Genomic DNA, 18,054 nt, shown 5'->3' with positions numbered 1-18,054 from the left:
CGACCTCGCCCTCCTTCATCCTGCTTCCCCGGAGTTCCAATGTCTTCCGCCGACCGGCCGGCGACACGCCTTGCGACGCGGCTTGCCTTCCTCGTCGCAGGCTTCGGCATCGCATGCTGGGCACCGCTGGTGCCGTTCGCGAAGACGCGGCTCGGCGTCGACGACGGCATGCTCGGGCTGCTCCTGCTCAGCCTCGGCATCGGCTCGGTCGCCGCGATGCTGCTGACCGGGATCATGAGCGCGCGCTACGGCAGCAGGCCGATCATCATGGCCGGCGGGCTCGGTCTCGCGCTGGCGCTGCCGCTGCTGGCCATCACGAGCACGCCAGCGACGCTGGCGCTGGCGCTGTTCGCATTCGGCGCCGCGCTCGGCTCGATCGACGTCGCCATGAACATCCATGCGGTGGAGGTGGAGCGCGCCGCGAAAATTCCGCTGATGTCCGGCTTCCACGCGCTCTTCAGCATCGGCGGTTTTGCGGGATCTGCGCTGATGACCGCGCTGCTGTCGCTGCAGCTCGGCGCGCTCGCCTGCACGCTGATCTGCTCCGCCCTGATGCTGGCCGCGATGGTGGTGACGTCGCCGCGCCTGCTTCGCTCGGTGCAGGTGCAGGACGGGCCGCTTTTGGTGGTACCGCACGGATCGGTGCTGCTGCTGGCGCTGCTCGGCGCCATCACCTTCCTCGTCGAAGGCGCGATGCTGGATTGGGGCGCGCTGCTCGTGATCGGCGCCGGCCTCGTCTCCGAGGCGCAAGGCGGAACCGGCTACATCGTGTTCTCGATCGCGATGACAGTGGGGCGGCTCGGCGGCGACGCCGTCGTCGCGCGCATCGGAGACCGCGCGACATTGTTCTGGGGCAGCCTCATTGCGATCGGGGGCTTCGTGGTGCTGCTCACAGCTCCCATTGCGGCGATTGCGATGGCCGGCTTCCTGCTGATCGGCCTCGGCGCCTCGAACCTCGTGCCGGTGCTGTTCCGCCGCGCAGCCTGGCAGACGGTGATGCCAACAGGGCTCGCCGTCGCCGCGATCACGACCGCCGGCTATGCCGGCATCCTGGTGGGCCCCGCCGGCGTCGGCTTCGTCGCCCGCCTTGGCGGATTGCCGATGGCGTTCTGGCTTCTGGCCGCGCTGATGTGTCTGGTCACACTGTCGGCCCGCATCGTCACACGCCCCGCGGCGTGAGTTGTTTCAAAACCTCTCCAGCCCGATCGATTTGATCATGCCCGCGAGGGTCGCCGAAGTCGCCTCGACGAGGCGCTGGAATTCGGCCGGCTTCGAATCGCTGTCCGGCTCCATGCCCTCGGCACGGTAATTGGCCTGCATCGCCTTGTCGGCCATGGCCATGCGCGTCGCCTGGGCAATCCGGTCGATGATCGCATCGTCGGTCTGCCGGGGCGCGAACAGGCCGAACCAGCCGTCATAGCGGAGGCCCGGCATGCCGGATTCGATGGCGGTCGGGATATCGGGGGCCACGCTCAGCCGCTTCTCGGTGGCGACCGCGATCATCCGGATCTTGCCGGCCTCTCTCCACTGCTGCAATTGCACCGACATCACGGCAATGATGAGGGGGATCTGGCCGGCGAGGAGGTCGTTGCTGGCCTGAGCGATGCCCCGATACGGCACATGGACGATGTCCAGCCCGCCCGCCTGCAGCTTGAATGCTTCGCCGACGAGATGATTTCCGCTGCCGATACCGGGCGTCCCGTAGGACAGCTTTCCCGGATTGGCCTTCGCGTAGGCAATCAGCTCACCCAGATTTGTGACGGGCACCGACGGATGGACGACGAAAACCAGCGCGCTGGTGATGAGACGGCAGATGGCGCGGAAATCGTCCATCGCATAGGACGGATTTTGCGCCAGCAGCGGAATGGCCGCCTGCGTGCTGTCGTTTCCGAGCAGCAGCGAGTAGCCGTCGGGCTTCTCGCGCGCGACCGCCGCCGTCCCGATCGCGCCGCCCGCACCGGTGATGTTTTCGATGAAGACGGGTCCAAGCAGCGACGACATCTTCTCCGCCCAGGGACGCCCGATCTGGTCGCCAGATCCGCCCGCCCCATAGGGAATCACCAGCCGAATGGGACGAGAGGGATAATCGGCGGTGCGCCCGATGCGCGGAATCGCCGCAAGCGCGGCTGCGCCCGACAATGCATGGACGATCTGTCGCCGCGAGAAGGAAGACATGCCCGAATTCCGGAGGCGGTTAGTCGGGGCCCGGGACGAGACCGGCACCTGGACGATCCCATCGCAGCAATCGGCGACCGACGTCAATGCTCCGTCCGGACTATGCGGCGGCGTGACCGCCGGGTCGTGTGCTCTAACCCGCTGCTTTTAAAACAATATTTCGGAGGACGACCGACCCACGCGGTCCACGCAGGGCTGCCGGCCCTGCCCACTGCTTTCGGCCAGTTTACTGTACGGTTCGTTCTGATAGACCACAAAGAAATACCTTTTGACTCCCGTCGCGGGGGTAATGGCGCGTGCCAGATCGTAGCGAAGACTCGTCCATTTCATTTGGGCCATTTCGACTGTTTCCAAAGTCCCGGCTCTTGGAGAAGGAGGGCCTGCCGCTCCATGTCGGCGGCCGCGCGCTCGACATCCTCATCTTCCTGGCCGAGCGGCCCGGTGAAGTCGTCGACAAGAGAGAGCTGGTCAAGCGCATCTGGGCCGACGTCAATGTCGACGAGGGCAGCCTGCGCTTCCATGTCGCAGCGCTGCGCAAAGCGCTCGGCGATACCGGCAAGTCGGCGCGCTACGTCGTCAACGTGCCCGGTCGCGGCTATTGCTTCGTCGCCTCGCTCGCCCCGCCGGCCTCGCCCGCCACGCAGCCGACCATCGACATCCTGCCTCCCCGCGCCCTCCCCGCGCCGCTCTCGAAAATGGTCGGACGGGAGGAGGTCGTCGAAAAGATATCGAACGGACTCTCGCTCCATCGCTTCATGACCCTGGTCGGCCCGGGCGGAATCGGCAAGACGGCCGTCGCCATCGCCGTCGGGCACCGCCGCTCCCAGGATTTTCGCGGGCGCGTCTTCTTCGTCGACTTCGGCCCGCTCCGGGATGCCAGCCACGTCGCAACCACCGTTGCCTCCGCGCTCGGCCTGACCATCAGCGCAGAGAATCCGACGCCGGCCCTGTTGACGTTCCTCAAGGTCGGCCCGGCCCTGCTGATCCTCGACAGCTGCGAGCATGTGCTGGACAATCTGGCTCCGCTCGTCGAGCACATCGTGCGCGAGGCGCCGCAGCTTCGCGTTCTCGCAACCACCCGCGAATCGTTCCGCAGCGAAGGCGAGCGCATCTTCCGCCTGTTCCCGCTGGATTGCCCGCCCGAGCGCGAGGGGATCGATGTCGCCGAGGTCCTCGCCTATCCCGCCGCCCAGCTCTTCGTCGAGCGCATCGCGCAGAGCTCCGGCCCGTTCCAGCTCAGTGCGGACGAAGCGCCGCTGGTTGCGAGCATTTGCCGGCGCCTCGACGGCATTGCGCTCGCGATCGAGCTCGCGGCGGGGCGCGTCAATGCCTACGGCATCGCCGGCACCGCCTCGCTGCTCGACAGCCGCTTCTCGCTGCAATGGCGTGGCCGGCGCACGGCCGTGCCGCGGCACCAGACCCTCGCCGCCGCGCTCGACTGGAGCTATGACCTGCTGCCTGCGGCCGAGAGCGCGACCCTGCGCCGGCTCTCGGTGTTCGCCGGACCTTTCGCGCCGGAGGCGGCTGCCGCGGTTGCATCCGGCGACGGCCTCAGCGCATCGGAAACGCTGGAGGCCATCGACAGCCTGGTCACCAAGTCGCTGATCTCGCCGTCCGGCGCGCGGACGCTGCGCTATCGCCTACTCGACACGACTCGGGCCTACGCCCACGGAAAGCTCAGCGCGCTCGGCGAAACCAGGCAGTTCGCACGCCGTCATGCCGAGTATTTTCGCGATTTCTTCGCGCATGCGGAGGCCGACACATCGACGCCGCTGCCCGAATGGCTCGGCATCTACGGCGCGGAGCTGGACAATGTGCGCGCAGCGCTCGACTGGGCTTTCGCGCCCGACGGCGACACCGAGCTGGGAATCGCGCTGACGGCGGCCGCGGTCACGCTGTGGGTGCGGCTTTCCCTGTTCGCCGAATGCCGCGAACGAAGCAAGATTGCACTCGCGGCGCTCGGCGACACCGGCGACGACCGTATCCGCATGCAGCTCCTGTCGGCACTCGGCTGGTCGCTGATGTATGGCGAGGGCCGCGCGCGCGAGGCGCGCCCGATCCTGGAGACGACGCTCGAGCTCGCCGACAGGCTCGACGACAAGGATTTCCGGCTGCGCGCGCTCTGGGGCCTGTGCATCGACCAGTTCAACAATGGACAGTTCGGCAAGGCCCGCGCGTTCGCCGATCGTTTTGCGAACGCGGCCGCGAACTCTCCCGACAGGACCGACGTGATGCTGGGCGACCGGCTCACAGCCGTCGCGCTGCATTATCTCGGCGACCAGAACGACGCACGGCTGCGCATCGACCGGGTGCATGCATCGCTGCATGTGCTGGCGGAGAAGCCGAAGATCTTCCCGCTCGACCTGAGAATATCCACGCAATATTTCCGCGCTCGCATCCTGTGGCTGCAGGGTCTCGCCGACCAGGCCCAGGCGCTCGCCGCCCGAAACATCGAGGAGGGCCGCGCCAACGGCCACGCCCTGACCTTCTGCAGCGTGCTGGGACAGGCCGCCTGCCCGATCGCCTTCTGGTCCGGCGATTTCGACGCTGCGGAACGCCACGGCACCGAGCTGCTCGAACATACCGAACGGCACGCGATCCGGCTGTGGGGATTGTGGGCGCGGGCCTTCAATGCGGCGGTGATCGCCAGGCGCGGCGACGTCGCGAGCGGCCTGCCGCTGTTGCGCGAGGAGCTCAACCGCGCCGGCGATGCGCGCTTCCTGCCGCGCTTCCTTCCCCTGCTCGGCGAGCTTGCAGCGTGCTTTGGCGAGGCCGACCAGATCGACCGTGGCCTCGACGTGATCGAGGACGTCTTGACCCGCTGCCACGACCGGCAGGAGCTCTGGTATCTGCCGGAGCTGACCCGCATCAAGGGAGAATTGATGCGCCGGAGCGCGAAGCATTCGGGCGACGCGGAAGCCCACTTTCGCGAGGCCATGGGCATCGCGGCCCAGCAGGGCGCGCGCTTCTGGGAACTGCGCTGCGCGACCAGCCTCGCGCGGCTGATGAGCGGGGCCGGTCGGAGCCAGGACGCTCTGGCCATTCTGGAGAACGTCTCCGGATCGTTCACGGAGGGTGCCGAGATCGCCGACCTGCGCACCGCGCGCGAACTGATCGCGCAACTACGGAGCTGACCCGCGCGCTGATGCGCGCTAAAACCGCTTCGCACTTTGCGCTACGCGGCCCTTCGGGTCCGGATCATGCTTTAGCCTCCCGCCGCCACCGCGCGGCGCGGCAGCTTCCAGTCCGGCCGGATGAAGTGACAGGTGTAGCCGTCCGGATAGCGCTCGAGATAATCCTGATGCTCGGGCTCGGCTTCCCAGAACTCGCCCGCGGGCGTGACCTCGGTGACCACCTTACCCGGCCACAGGCCGGAGGCCTCGACGTCGGCGATGGTGTCTTCGGCAATCCGCTTCTGCTCGTCGCTGGTATAGAAGATTGCGGAACGGTAGCTCGTGCCGAGATCATTGCCCTGTCGGTTGAGCGTGGTCGGGTCGTGAATCTGGAAGAAGAACTCCAGCATGGTCCGGAAGTTCGTCTTCGCGGGGTTGAAGATGATCTCGATGGCTTCGGCGTGGCCTTCATGATTGCGATAGGTGGCGTTCTTCACATGGCCACCGGTGTAGCCGACCCGGGTGGAGATCACGCCCGGCTGCCTGCGGATGAGATCCTGCATGCCCCAGAAACAGCCTCCGGCCAAAACTGCGCGCTCAGTCGTCATCTGATGCTCCCAATTGATCGCTCTTTCGGTTCTGCCGCATCATAGGCTCTCGGCCGCCCCGCCGAAAGCCATCCATTGCAGGCATGTCCACCCGGTTCCTAGAGCCGGGTGGACCCAAATTGAAAGCTCGCCTCTAGCCCAATTTGGCGTCGAGCGTGATCGCGGCGTTGAGCACCTTCGACACCGGGCAATTCTTCTCGGCTTCGCCCGCGATCTTGGCGAAACCTGCTTCGTCCAGGTTCGGCACTTTCGCGCGCAAGGTCAGCGCCGACTTGCTGATCTTGAAACCCTTGCCTTCGGGCTCGAGTGTCACTGCGGCTTCCGTCGACAGCTCGTCCGGCGTGAAACCCGCCATCTGCAGGCCGAAGGCGAGCGCCATGGTGAAACAGCCCGCATGGGCTGCGGCGATCAATTCCTCGGGATTGGTGCCCTTCTCGTTCTCGAAACGGGTCTTGAACGAATAGGGCGTGCTGGCAAGCACGCCGGATTCGCTCGACAAATGGCCTGCGCCATCGCGACCCGTGCCCTTCCAGACTGCTGTTGCCTTGCGGATCATCTCAGTTCTCCTTGCTTCTTGTTGGCACCGGCGCTCCGTACCGGCCGAAGGCGACATCAGCGTGACCGCCTATCGCCGGCGCGCGGCGCCCCGCGTTCCGAGGATGCAGTTGCTTCAGGTTGGCAGCTCCTGACCGGCCTGCTCGCGCACGATGTAGTCGGCATACCAGTCCGCCCAGTTCTCGTCGTGACCGCCGGTGCGCCTCTCGTGCTCGCCATGCGCCACTGAGGCTCGGCGCATCGCCGCGGCGAGGTCAGTTTGCGATGCGAATGTCGTGTCGTCTGCCGCAATGCGTCCGGGCAGCCGTGTCGTGACCTCCTGGAACAGCCAGCCATTGCCGTCGGGATCGCTGAACGAGGCGAATGAGCTGTAGCTGCCGCGCTTCGGGTCAGCGCCGCTGACGCGAACGCTGCCGAACAGATACGGCTCATCGGGCCCGGCATGAACATCACCGCCACCGTGGAAGGGCTCGCTGACGGCAATGCCGCGCTCCAGCAGATCCTTCCGCGCAGCCTCCAGATCAGAGACGATCAGATACAAGCCGCGCGCCGAGCCTGGCGCCGCCGCCGTGACGTTCTTGCCGAAGATCACCGAGCAGGCCGAGCCCGGCGGCGTGAACTGGATCACGCGCCAGTCGTCGCCTGAGGCGAAATCGGCATCCAGTCGCCAGCCGAGCCGCGCATAGAACGCCTTGGCGCGGTCGACATCGGACACCGGAATGACAACGACTTCGAGCTTCATATCAACGCTGCGCGATGTTGAAGGCTTGACCGCGGCATCGCGGTCGATTTCGAGTGTGGCCATGTCAAGCTCCCGTGGTGTGAGTTGAGGCGATCGTTCAGGCGACGGCCGGCATCACGATGGTCATCCGCGTGCCACCCTGCCCCGCCTCGCCGTGCAGCCGTGCATGAATGCTGCGGGCGAGCCCTTCGAGGATGCGGCTGCCGGCGCCCTGGAGCGGACCAACCGCACCAATGCCGTTGTCGGCCACCGTGCAGACCCAGGCGCCGTCGCGGCGCGCGACGTCGATGCGGATCAGCCCTCCATTCTTGTTCGGGAAGGCGTGCTTCGCCGCATTCGTGACCAGCTCCGTCAGCATCAACGCGAGCCGATGACGTTGCGAGGACGGCAGTGTGTCGTCTTCGATGGCGGCTTCGCAGCGGATACCGGCCGGCTCCAGCACCGCCTCGGAGAGCGCCCCGCACAGATTTTCGAAGAATGGCGCGACGCAGACTGTCGACGGATCGTCGTTGTCGGACAAGAGCTGATAGAGCCTGCCAAAGGCAACGATGCGCCGCTCGAACCGGTCCACCGCCAGCGAGACGTCCCTGGTGCCGGCCCGCGTGAAGTCGCGGCGGACTGACGCACCCAGCAGCGTCAGCGTGTTCTTCATGCGATGGTGGGACTCGCGCAGCACGAGCTCCCAATCGCGCGACTGATCGTCGCGACCTGCGGCGAATTGAGATCGAACGGCACTGCCGTTCGGCATCGAGCCGATGGCGGACATGACAGCCTCCCGCTGCAATGAGACCTAACTCGAAAGCTATACTGAATGCATCGCCTGCGATTTGCTCGTTAGACTTTGCAAGATTCTGTTATGATCGGCGGCGTCACAATCCGGCATCGGAGACCGTCGTCGCGACGGTCAAGCACACTGACGAATTGTCGCGGGCTGCGTCGTAAGCTGCTCGCGTTTAAGCAAAATTTGCGAGTGTTATTCTCAAGGCGCTCCGGCGATCGCCACGCCATTTCGCCACTTTCGACCAGTTTACTCGCAATGTCGTTCTGCTAGACCAAAGTTGCAGACAGCATCCCCTTCATTGGAACCATTGGCTCGTGCCGGACGCTAACGACCAGGATTCGGCAATCTCCTTCGGGCCATTCCGGCTGTTTGCAAAGTCGCGGCTGCTGGAGAAGGACGGTGTTCCGCTTCATCTCGGCGGCCGCGCGCTCGACATCCTGATCTTTCTCGCCGAACGCGCCGGTGAGGTCGTGGACAAGCGGGAGTTGATCAAGCAGGTGTGGTCCGAGGTGAACGTCGACGAAGGCAGCCTGCGCTTCCACATCACGACGCTGCGCAAGGTCCTGGGCGATGCCGGGGAAGGCTCACGTTACGTCGTCAACGTTCCCGGACGCGGCTATTGCTTCGCTGCTCCGCTGCTCCGCCCTGCTGCTTCGGACGGCCGCGCCAGCCCAGTCGCCTCGCCCCACGCGCTGCCGTCACCGCTTGCGCGGATGATCGGGCGGGACGATGCCGTCGCGAAGATTTCCGCCGAGCTCGCCCTGCATCGCTTCGTCTCCATCGTCGGCCCCGGCGGGATCGGCAAGACCTCGGTCGCACTCGCCGTCGCGCATCGCGAGCTGGAGGCGTTCGACGGCCAGGTGGGCTTCGTCGATTTCGGCGCGCTCACCGACACCCGCCTCATTCCCGGAACGATCGCCGCAGCCCTCGGCTTGACGGTCAATTCCGACGACCCGATGCCGGGCCTGCTGACCTTCCTGCGCAGCCGGCGCACACTGCTGCTGTTCGACAGTTGCGAGCACATCCTCGACGAGCTCGCCCCCGTGGCCGAGCGTCTCGTCCAGGAGGCGAACGAGCTGCACGTTCTCGCCACCAGCCGCGAATCCTTTCGCACCGAAGGCGAGCGCGTGCACCGGCTGTTTCCGCTGGATTGCCCGCCCGAGCGCGATGGACTCGGCATTGCCGACATCCTCGCCTATCCTGCAAGCCAGCTCTTCGTGGAACGTATTGCCGAAAGCCTCGGCGATTTCGAGCTCAGCGAGGAGGATGCGCCGCTCGTCGCCGAAATCTGCCGGCGGCTCGACGGCATTGCGCTCGCGATCGAGCTCGCGGCCGGACGCGTCAACGCCTACGGCATCGCCGGGACCGCCTCGCTGCTCGACAGCCGCTTCTCGCTGCTGTGGCGGGGACGGCGTACCGCGATCCCACGGCATCAGACCTTGGGCGCCGCGCTGGCCTGGAGCTATGATCTGCTGCCAGAAGCCGAAAGCGCGACGCTGCGCGGATTGTCGGTGTTCGTCGGGCCGTTCACGCTGGAAGCTGCGCTGGCCGTCGCGACCTGCCAGGGCATCGGCGAAGCCGAGGCGGTCGAGGCGATCTCGAACCTGCTCTCCAAATCACTGATCGCAACCTCCCCCGCGGAGCGGCGGCTGCGCTATCGTCTGCTCGATACCACCCGCACCTTCGTCGGCAACAAGCTCGTCGAGAACGGGGAAGCGGACCGCGTCGCGCGTGCACATGCCGAGTATTTCCGCGATTTGCTGCGCGACATCGCGCTCAAATCCTCGGGGCTGCAGAGCGCGGGCGGCTTCCTGCCCTATGCGGACCATTTGCCCAATGTCCGGGCCGCGCTGACCTGGAGCTTTTCGGACGGCGGTGACCGGACGCTCGGCGTGGAGCTGGCGGCCTCGGCCGCGCAGTTTTTCCTCGAGCTGACCTTGCTGATGGAGTGTCTTCGCTGGACGCAGCAGGCGCTGGCCGCTTCCGATGCGGGCACATTGGACCGCCGCCAGGAGATGACGCTGCAGGCCGCGCTCGGCGTCTCCGTGATGTTCACGCAAGGCAATACGGAAGCGGTCCGCTCCGCGTTCGCGCGCAGCCTGCAGCTCGCCCGCGAGCTCGAGGATTTGCACTGGCAGCTCTGGCTGCTGCGCGGCCTGCACATCTACCTGACCAGGGTCGGAGATTTTCACGGCGCGCTCGGGATCGGCGTCGACGGCGAGGGTGTTGCGCGCAAGTTGAACGATCCTGCTGCCGCACTGAACGTGGAATGGATGCTCGGCGTCGCGCATCATCTGATTGGCAACCAGGACAAGGCGGTGCAGTTCTGCGAGAGCGCGATGGTGCACAATCCCGGCTCGCAGCGGCTGAATATCGGACATCTCGGCTATGACGACCGCATCGTCGCGCTGGTGGCGCTGGCGCGCGGGCTCTGGCTCACCGGCCGGCCCGATCGCGCGATCGAGGCGGCCAGATACACGGTGCGCGAGGCCGAGCTGCTCGAACAGCCGCTCACGCTCGGCATTTCCCTGATCTGGACCATCTACGTCTTTCTCTGGGTCGGCGACTGGGCCAATGCCGAAACCCTGATCGAGCGGCTGATCGATCATTCGGCGCGGCACTTCCTCGGGCCCTATCACGCGGTCGGGATCGGCCAGAAGGGCGAGCTGCTGCTGCGCCGCGGCGATCTTGCCGGCGGCATCGAGCATCTTCGCCGCAGCCAGGCAACACTCCATGCGACGCGGTACCGGATCATGACGACGGTGTTCGCGACGGCGCTCGCGGAGGGGCTCGCGTCGCAGGACCAGACTGGCGAGGCCTTGCGCACGATCAATGAGGCCATCGCCCAGATTCCCGATCACGGCGAATCCTTCGACATGCCGGAAATGCTCAGGGTCAAGGGCGATATCCTGGCCCGGTCCGGAAACGCGGCGGAAGCCGAAAGCTGCTTGCGCCAATCGCTCGATCTGTCACGCCGGCAATGCGCTCTCGGCTGGGAGCTTCGCGGAGCGATCAGCCTCGGCCGCATCTGGCACCAGGCCGGAAGAGGCCGCGACGCACGCGACCTGCTCGCCCCGCTCGTGGCGCGCTACCAGGAGGGCCTCGCGACTCGTGATCTGGTCGCCGCAACGGGACTGCTGGGCGCGCTGAATTGACAGCGTGTTCAACGAGATACCGCCCAAATCCCGGCTCGCAACTCCTAACAACTTCTAACACGCCAATCCGCAAGCGCCCCGCCATGGTGGTGGCACTTCACGGCGGATGTGACGGGACATGGCTCTTCTCGACGATGTAATCGATGCCAGCGGCGGTCTGGCGCGCTGGAACAGCTTGAACCGGTTCACGCTCCATTTGTCCGTCGGCGGAACGCTGTTCGCAAGCGCCGGACATGCCAGGGAATTCAAGGATGTGACTGCGGAAGGCTCGACCCGGACGCAATCCGTCCGTTTCACCGGCATCACCGGCGGGGAATACTCGGGCTCGTTTCAACCGGATGCGATCACGATCGAAAGCCCCGATGGCGAGGTGCTGCGGGCCTGGAGCAATCCGAGCCTGGCGTTTCCCGAGGCCGGCTCTGCTGCACTCGCGGACGAGCTGCACCTCGTCTACTTCTGCGGCGTCGCGATCTGGAATTATCTGACCAATCCATTCCTGCTCGCCCATCCCGGTGTCGTGCTGGAAGAACTGCCGCCGTGGCGCGAGAACACCGAAACCTGGCGGCGGCTGCGCGCGCAATTTCCCCCGAGCCTGATCACGCTCGCGCCCGATCAGATCTTTTATTTCGACGAGAACGCGCTGCAACGGCGAACGGATCACGATCTCTTCGGGACCAAGGTCGCTCACTACTCCTGGGCTCATGACAGTTTCGGCGGCATCGTGGTGCCGACGCTTCGGCGCGCGCAGGCGCTACAGCCTGACGGAACCGTGATCGCCAAGCCCGTGCTGATGGACGTGGAGATTTTTGATGCCGTATTCGAGTAGCAGCGGCGGCGCGGCAACGAGCGTGCAGGCTTCGGCAGACGATCTGCGATCAAGCCGTCGCTCGATCAGCTATCGCAGCGTCGATGTAAACGGCCTCAAGATCTTCTACCGCGAGGCTGGGCCCGTGGACGCGCCGGCCGTGCTGCTGCTCCACGGCTTTCCCTCCTCCTCGCGGATGTGGGAGCCGTTGCTGCCGCTGCTCGCGGACAAATATCACCTGATCGCGCCGGACTATCCCGGCTTCGGCAACAGCAGCGCACCGCCGCCATCGGACTTCAACTACACATTCGACAACATCGCCGGCGTGATCGGCGAGCTCACGGCGAAGCTTGGTCTCGCCAACTACGTCCTGTTCATGCAGGACTATGGCGGTCCGGTCGGTTTCCGCATGGCGCTGGCCGATCCCGAACGTGTCCGCGGCATCATCATCCAGAACGCCGTTTCGCATGAGCAGGGATTGAGCCCGCTGTGGGAAGCGCGCCGCAAATACTGGGCCGATCCCGCGCATGAGCTCGAGGCGCTCAGGGCCAACTTCACGTCTCTGCAGGCGACGCGGCAGCGCCATCTCGGCTCCAGTCCGCATCCCGAGCGCTACGACCCTGACACCTGGATCGACGAATACGCATTTCTGACGCGTCCCGGCCAGGCGGAGATCCAGACCACGCTGTTTCTGGACTATCGCACCAACGTCGCGTCCTATCCGAAGTGGCAGGACTGGCTGCGCAAGACGCGGCCGCCGACGCTGGTGGTCTGGGGCAAATACGATCCCTCCTTCACCGTCGCCGGCGCCGCCGCCTATCGCGACGATGTGCCGGATGCCGAAGTCCACATGCTCGAAGCCGGTCACTTCGCGCTGGACGAGGCGACCGACGAGATCGCCGGGCTCGTGCGCGACTTCCTCGCACGGCTCGACGGGCGCAAGGGCTGAACAGCGACGGCGTGGCGCTCCGTCGCACCGCACGCAAGGCCGATCGAACTTCCCCGCGCCGTCCTCGCACCACGCCGGCCGGCGCAAGAAATTGAAAAGCTTGACGAAGTCGGACCAAATGCGACGAGCTGTCACATCCTGTGCACTCGCACAAAATCTAACACATCCTAATCACCCCTAACGGGCTTCTTGTCGGGCCCACGCCTATCCTCAGAGCATGGAAAGCCTTCTCGAAAGCCGGGTGACGGGGCTTGAGAGTTTGCCGGTCGCCACCAGCGACCGCGATGCGGAGAGAATGAGCGATGTTTACCGATTTGCAGGCGGCACATGCCTGGATTGATCTTCAGGCCAGCCCGCGGGATCACCAAGAGCATCAGGCCGCACAGCCGATTCCCAGGGAGAGCGGATGGCGCCGGCTCGAGCGCGGCCTGAATGCGGCGATCGAGGACATCACGATTTCGCGATGGGAGGATGCGAGAGACGGCTCGTCGCACGAGGCGACGACACCGGAGAATAACTATTTCGTCGGCATCGCGCTGAAGACCACGCGCGCGAAATTGACGCGTGACCGTCAGATCATTTTCGACGGCACCATGCCCGCAGGCACGCTGTATGTCAGCGCGCCGTCGAAGCCCCTCCGTGCACAATTCCAGGCGCCCTGCGCCTTCCTGCACTTCCACATCCGGGCTGACCAATTCCCGGCGCAATCGCCCGCGACCGACGGGCTTGCCGACCTCGTCCTGCTACGCGATCCGCTCGCCACCGAGCTCGCCAAGGCGCTGATCGAGCATGGCGATGCCGCGGACCGTCAATTCGTGCGCTGTATCGGCCAGACCCTTGCGATGCATCTCACCCGGCTCGAGCCGCAACGCGCGCGGGTCAATGCGTTGCCGAAATGGCGGCTGCGACGCGTCGAGCAGCATATCGCCGATCATTTCGACCGCAGCATCAGCCTGTCTGAACTCGCCAGCGTGGCTGGCCTGTCCAGGATGCATTTTGCGGCGCAGTTCCGGGCCGCGACCGGCTATCGTCCGCGCGAATATCTGCTCAATCACCGGATCGAACATGCGAAGACGCTGCTGGCGACGACCGGACGGCCGCTGGCCGAGATCGCGCTTGCCGTCGGCTTCTCTACGCAGGCGCATTTTTCGACCGTCTTCAAGCGGATCAGCGGCCAGTCCCCGGCACGTTGGCGCCTCGCCGGCAACGGCGAGCGCTGTGAGATCGAACCGCTGCCGCGGCATCGGCCGGCTGCGGACAGGGACTGGATCGCCAGCGCGGCTGCCTAGCCCGTCGTTCCTGCCTTTGGCGCAGGCGCCCTGCCGCTTGCGCCGGCTCGCACCCTCCTCCTCCCGGGTCTGTGAGCCAGCTGGGGCCGTCCCTGCTCCCACACAGGACGGCCCCTTTTTCTTTCTTGGCCCCGGGAATCACCCTTGCGCGCCGGTGCGGCCCGACTCGTACAGGAACCAGATCCGTCGCTCGGCCTCGTCGATCCAGTTCTCGATCAGGCTTGCGGTTGCGACATCGCCATATTCGTCGCAGAGTTCGTGCACGCGCCGCATCTCGCGCGTGAGCTGCTGGTTGTCGCTGCGCAACTCCGCCAGCATGTCCAGGGGATCGACATAGTCGGCGTCGTTGTCGAGGATGCGCTGCTCGCGCGCGATCTGGCCGATCGAGCGCAGCGTCGTGCCACCGATCTTGCGGGCGCGTTCTGCGATGTCGTCGGTCATCGCAAAGATCTGGTCGGCCTGCTCGTCGAGCAGCAGGTGATAGTCGCGAAAATGGCTGCCCGACATGTGCCAGTGGAAGTTCTTGGTCTTCAGATAGAGCGCGAAGACGTCGGCGAGCAGGGCGCGCAGCGCGGCGGGAATGTCGCGGTTCGCGTTAGCGCCGAGATCGGTCGGGCTTTGCAGGTCTGCTTTGGTCATGTTCGTTGATCCGTCGGTGAGGGAACGAACCCTTAGCAGCGCAGCGCTTGTGGTTCTTTCGTCATGCGCGCGACGATTTCGAATTCGCACGCGGGAGCGGAAGCGGGACCGATGCTATTTCCACACCGTCATTGCGAGCGCAGCGAAGCAATCCAGAATCTTTCCGCGGAGGGACTCTGGATTGCTTCGCTGCGCTCGCAATGACGGAGGAGGACGAAACAATCCCTACACCGGATCGAACGCCCGGATCGGCGGCAAATTGCCGGTGAACTTCTCCACCTCGACCGTCGTCAGCTGCCCGGTGCAGCCCTGCGCGAAGGATGAGGTGCCGAGGTCGCGGGTGAGCACGTTGGGATTGCCGTGGACGCAGAGCGGGGCGTCGTCCTCGGGGTCCATCGGGTCGTACCAGGCGCCGGTCGGCAGCTGGACGACGCCGGCCGCGATGCCGTCGGTGACGTGGACGGCGGCAAGGCAGGCACCGCGGTCGTTGAACAGGCGGATGATGTCGCCGTCCTTGATGCCGCGCGCGTCGGCGTCAACCGGGTTCATGCGCGCGACCTCGCGGCCGCGATGCTTGGCAGCCAGCGAATGGCCGCCGAAATCGAGCTGGCTGTGCAGGCGCGTCACCGGCTGGTTGGCGACGAGGAAGCACGGCGTGCCGGGTTTGGGCATGTCGGTATTCTCGAGCCAGACCGGATGGCCGGGACAATCGGCATCGCCATGGGCGGCGATCTTTGCCGAATAAATCTCGATGCGGCCGCTCGGCGTCGGGAGCGCGTGGTTGACCGGATCGTCGCGGAAGCGGCGCAGCCGGCCGCCATCGTCCGGCTGCTGCGGCACGACCAGGCTGCCGCGGCGCCAGAACTCATCGAAGCGCGGCGCCTCCAGGCCACGCTTGGCAAGCGAAGCGCGGGTCGGCTCGTAGAGATATTCCAGCCACTGGCGCGACGTGCGCCCCTCGGTGAAGGGTTCACGCGCACCGAGGCGCTCGGCGAGATCGGCGAAGATCTCATAGTCGTCGCGCGCAAGGCCGAACGGCTCGGCGATCTGATGCATCGCGACCATGAGAGGATCGTTGGTGGAATAGCCGATGTCCTCGCGCTCGAGCGTCATCGTCGATGGCAGCACGATGTCGGCGTGCCGCGCCGTCGCGGTCCAGGCGAGCTCGTGCACAACGAAGGTGTCTGCTTTCGCAAACGCCTTGCGCAGGCGGTTGATGTCCTGGTGGTGGTGGAAGGGATTGCCGCCGGCCCAGTAGACGAGGCGGATGTCGGGATAGGTGCGCGTCTCGCCATTGTAGCGATAGGTGGTTCCTGGGTTGAGCAGCATGTCGGCGATGCGCGCCACCGGAATGAAATCGGCAACACCGTTGCGGCCCTGTCCCAGCGTCGGCCCCGGCACGTCGTTGACGCGGCGGCCGTAATAGCCGATCGCACCGAGCGAATAGGCATAGCCGCCGCCGGGAAGGCCGATCTGGCCGAGGACTGCCGCCAGCACCATGCCCATCCACACCGGCTGCTCGCCATGTTCGGCGCGCTGGAGCGAGTGCGAGACGGTGATCAGCGCGCGCTTCCCGGCGGCGCGACGCGCAAGCTTGCGGATCGTCTCCGCCTCGACGCCGCAAATCGCGGCAGCCCATTCGGCGTGCTTCGCCTGCCCGTCGCTCTCGCCGGTGAGATAGCGCAGGAAAACCGGCCACCCCTCGGTGTAGCGATCGAGGAAGGCCTGGTCGTGCAGATTCTCCGCGACCAGCGTATGGACGATGCCGAGCATCAAGGCGGTGTCGGTGCCCGGCAGGCAACTCATCCATTCGGCGCCGGCCTCGACCGGCAGATCATCGCGCAAAGGACTGACCAGGATGAACTCGCAGCCGCGCCGGCGCGCCGCCGCCATGGCGCCGCGCTCGACATGCTTGCTGATTGAGCCGCCGGCCACCATGGAGTTCTTCAGCGCCATGCCGCCGAAGGCCAGCACGACATCGGTCTCGGTCGCAATCTGCTCCCAGGTGACGTTGCGCTTGGTGATGTCCTCATAGCCCGCCAGGATCTGCGGCAGCAGCACCGAGGACGCGCCGGAGGAGTACGTGTTCACCGAGCGCACATAGCCGCCCATCGCGATGTTGAGGAAACGATGCACCTGGCTCTGGGCGTGATGGAAGCGGCCTGCGCTCGACCAGCCATAGGAGCCGCCGAACACGGCGCCGGGCCCGCGCGTGTCGCGGATGCGGCAGAGCTCGTCGCCGAGGAGGTCGAGCGCCTTCTCCCAGCTCACCGACACGAATTCGTCACGGCCGCGGCGATCGTCGGGGCCGGGGCCACGCTCGAGCCAGCCGCGGCGGATCGCCGGCTGCGCAATGCGCGCCTGATGACGGAGCGCGCCGGGGAAATTGTCGATGATGCCGTTCGGATCGGGATCGCCCGCATAGGCCCTGACCTCGAGCCCGGCCGCGCCGTTGCGCGCCGAGAATACACCCCAATGGGAGGTGTGCGGCTTGAAGCCGTCCGAGAGGTCGAGACCGGGGTCGGGGAAGCCAATCGTATCGTCCATCGCGAGATCCTTGTTCCGGGGCATGGCACGGTTCAGCGACCCCGAGTCAATTCCGGTGGCAGTATACCGATCCACCCCCCGATGTCGTCGGGCTCAGGGTCGGCGGAAATGCTGGGCTCTCGTGCGCAACTACATCTTGGTGGACGTTCAGCGGGCGATCGACGGCGATTCCACCAACAATTTATTCCTTTGTTTTCAACGCTTTATCTGATCGTCTTCGGAGTGCCCCGGTCGAACCATTTGCAAGCCCGCGAAATCTCCCGCAGCGACACCGACATGGAAATGTGCGATATGCCCGCCCCATCCCCGTAAACCAACATCGGTCCCATCATGATCCAGCGCGTTTTGCCCTATGAAGGACTCCTCCACGAGGTGGTCGAGCACAACGGTGTGCTCTACATCGGCGGAATCGTCCCCGAGGACACCAGCCTCGACATGTCGGGCCAAGCCAACGATGTCCTCGGACAGCTTGCGCGCCTGTTGAAGACGCTCGGATCCGACCTCGCCAACGTCCTGCAGGTGACCATCTACATGACCAACTTGAAGGAGAAGGCGGAGTTCAATGCGGCCTGGAAGGCGCATTTCGCGGAAGCTCATCTGCCGGCGCGCGCCGCAATCGGCGTGGCCGATCTCGGTCCGGGCGTCAAGCTCGAGATGACCGCGATCGCTGCGCGGCAGTAGCCGCGCGCGCAGGCG

Annotated in this window: 14 protein-coding genes; 7 read left to right on the top strand and 7 right to left on the bottom strand. The window is 65.7% G+C overall.

Features of this window, described 5'->3' with window-relative positions; genetic code table 11:
- The first annotated feature begins 39 nt into the window (after positions 1–39).
- Positions 40–1,179 carry an MFS transporter gene (locus QA649_RS15460; RefSeq protein ID WP_283024942.1) on the top strand — a complete coding sequence of 380 codons (1,140 nt, stop codon included), beginning with the start codon at positions 40–42 and terminating at the stop codon, positions 1,177–1,179.
- A gap of 6 nt (positions 1,180–1,185) precedes the next feature.
- Here the strand turns inward: QA649_RS15460 and QA649_RS15455 are convergent, their stop codons facing one another.
- On the bottom strand, positions 1,186–2,175 hold the full coding sequence (locus QA649_RS15455; RefSeq protein WP_283024941.1) for a tripartite tricarboxylate transporter substrate binding protein: 990 nt from the start codon (positions 2,173–2,175) through the stop codon (positions 1,186–1,188).
- 296 nt (positions 2,176–2,471) lie between these two features.
- On the opposite strand from QA649_RS15455, the gene QA649_RS15450 reads away from it, so the two are divergent.
- Entirely contained in the window at positions 2,472–5,309 is a 2,838-nt protein-coding gene (locus QA649_RS15450; RefSeq protein WP_283024940.1) for a winged helix-turn-helix domain-containing protein, read from the top strand.
- 71 nt (positions 5,310–5,380) lie between these two features.
- Here the strand turns inward: QA649_RS15450 and msrA are convergent, their stop codons facing one another.
- The 4 genes from msrA to QA649_RS15430 all read right to left on the bottom strand — a co-directional run bounded on the left by msrA (position 5,381) and on the right by QA649_RS15430 (position 7,959).
- Entirely contained in the window at positions 5,381–5,896 is a 516-nt protein-coding gene (msrA, locus tag QA649_RS15445) for a peptide-methionine (S)-S-oxide reductase MsrA (RefSeq protein ID WP_283024939.1), read from the bottom strand.
- A 133-nt stretch (positions 5,897–6,029) separates the two neighbouring features.
- The gene (locus QA649_RS15440) at positions 6,030–6,452 is read right to left on the bottom strand and encodes an OsmC family protein (protein ID WP_283024938.1); all 423 of its coding nucleotides are present in this window, start codon (positions 6,450–6,452) and stop codon (positions 6,030–6,032) included.
- Positions 6,453–6,566: 114 nt separating this feature from the next.
- Positions 6,567–7,256 carry a VOC family protein gene (locus QA649_RS15435; RefSeq protein ID WP_283024937.1) on the bottom strand — a complete coding sequence of 230 codons (690 nt, stop codon included), beginning with the start codon at positions 7,254–7,256 and terminating at the stop codon, positions 6,567–6,569.
- A 34-nt stretch (positions 7,257–7,290) separates the two neighbouring features.
- Positions 7,291–7,959 carry a sensor histidine kinase gene (locus QA649_RS15430; protein WP_283024936.1) on the bottom strand — a complete coding sequence of 223 codons (669 nt, stop codon included), beginning with the start codon at positions 7,957–7,959 and terminating at the stop codon, positions 7,291–7,293.
- A 329-nt stretch (positions 7,960–8,288) separates the two neighbouring features.
- On the opposite strand from QA649_RS15430, the gene QA649_RS15425 reads away from it, so the two are divergent.
- The 4 genes from QA649_RS15425 (at position 8,289) to QA649_RS15410 (ending at position 14,172) form a co-directional block, all read left to right on the top strand.
- Complete coding sequence (locus QA649_RS15425) at positions 8,289–11,129, top strand: winged helix-turn-helix domain-containing protein (protein WP_283024935.1); 2,841 nt, start codon at positions 8,289–8,291, stop codon at positions 11,127–11,129.
- Between the two features lie 118 nt (positions 11,130–11,247).
- On the top strand, positions 11,248–11,955 hold the full coding sequence (locus QA649_RS15420) for a hypothetical protein (protein ID WP_283024934.1): 708 nt from the start codon (positions 11,248–11,250) through the stop codon (positions 11,953–11,955).
- Positions 11,939–12,883: an alpha/beta hydrolase gene (locus QA649_RS15415; RefSeq protein ID WP_283024933.1), complete on the top strand. Its 945-nt coding sequence runs from the start codon at positions 11,939–11,941 to the stop codon at positions 12,881–12,883. Before QA649_RS15420 ends, QA649_RS15415 begins: the two co-directional genes overlap by 17 nt.
- Positions 12,884–13,185: 302 nt before the next feature.
- Positions 13,186–14,172 carry an AraC family transcriptional regulator gene (locus QA649_RS15410; RefSeq protein ID WP_283024932.1) on the top strand — a complete coding sequence of 329 codons (987 nt, stop codon included), beginning with the start codon at positions 13,186–13,188 and terminating at the stop codon, positions 14,170–14,172.
- A 138-nt stretch (positions 14,173–14,310) separates the two neighbouring features.
- Here QA649_RS15410 and QA649_RS15405 read toward each other — a convergent pair whose 3' ends face one another.
- Positions 14,311–14,811, bottom strand: a complete 501-nt coding sequence (locus QA649_RS15405; RefSeq protein ID WP_283024931.1) for a DNA starvation/stationary phase protection protein — start codon at positions 14,809–14,811, stop codon at positions 14,311–14,313.
- Positions 14,812–15,036: 225 nt separating this feature from the next.
- On the bottom strand, positions 15,037–17,358 hold the full coding sequence (locus tag QA649_RS15400; protein ID WP_283024930.1) for a molybdopterin guanine dinucleotide-containing S/N-oxide reductase: 2,322 nt from the start codon (positions 17,356–17,358) through the stop codon (positions 15,037–15,039).
- Positions 17,359–17,688: 330 nt separating this feature from the next.
- On the opposite strand from QA649_RS15400, the gene QA649_RS15395 reads away from it, so the two are divergent.
- The gene (locus tag QA649_RS15395) at positions 17,689–18,039 is read left to right on the top strand and encodes a RidA family protein (protein WP_283024929.1); all 351 of its coding nucleotides are present in this window, start codon (positions 17,689–17,691) and stop codon (positions 18,037–18,039) included.
- Positions 18,040–18,054 lie beyond the last annotated feature (15 nt).

Source organism: Bradyrhizobium sp. CB1717 (assembly GCF_029714325.1).
Taxonomy (GTDB): domain Bacteria; phylum Pseudomonadota; class Alphaproteobacteria; order Rhizobiales; family Xanthobacteraceae; genus Bradyrhizobium.
The sequence above is the reverse complement of the archived record's forward strand: the minus strand, read 5'-3'. Positions and strand labels throughout refer to the sequence as shown.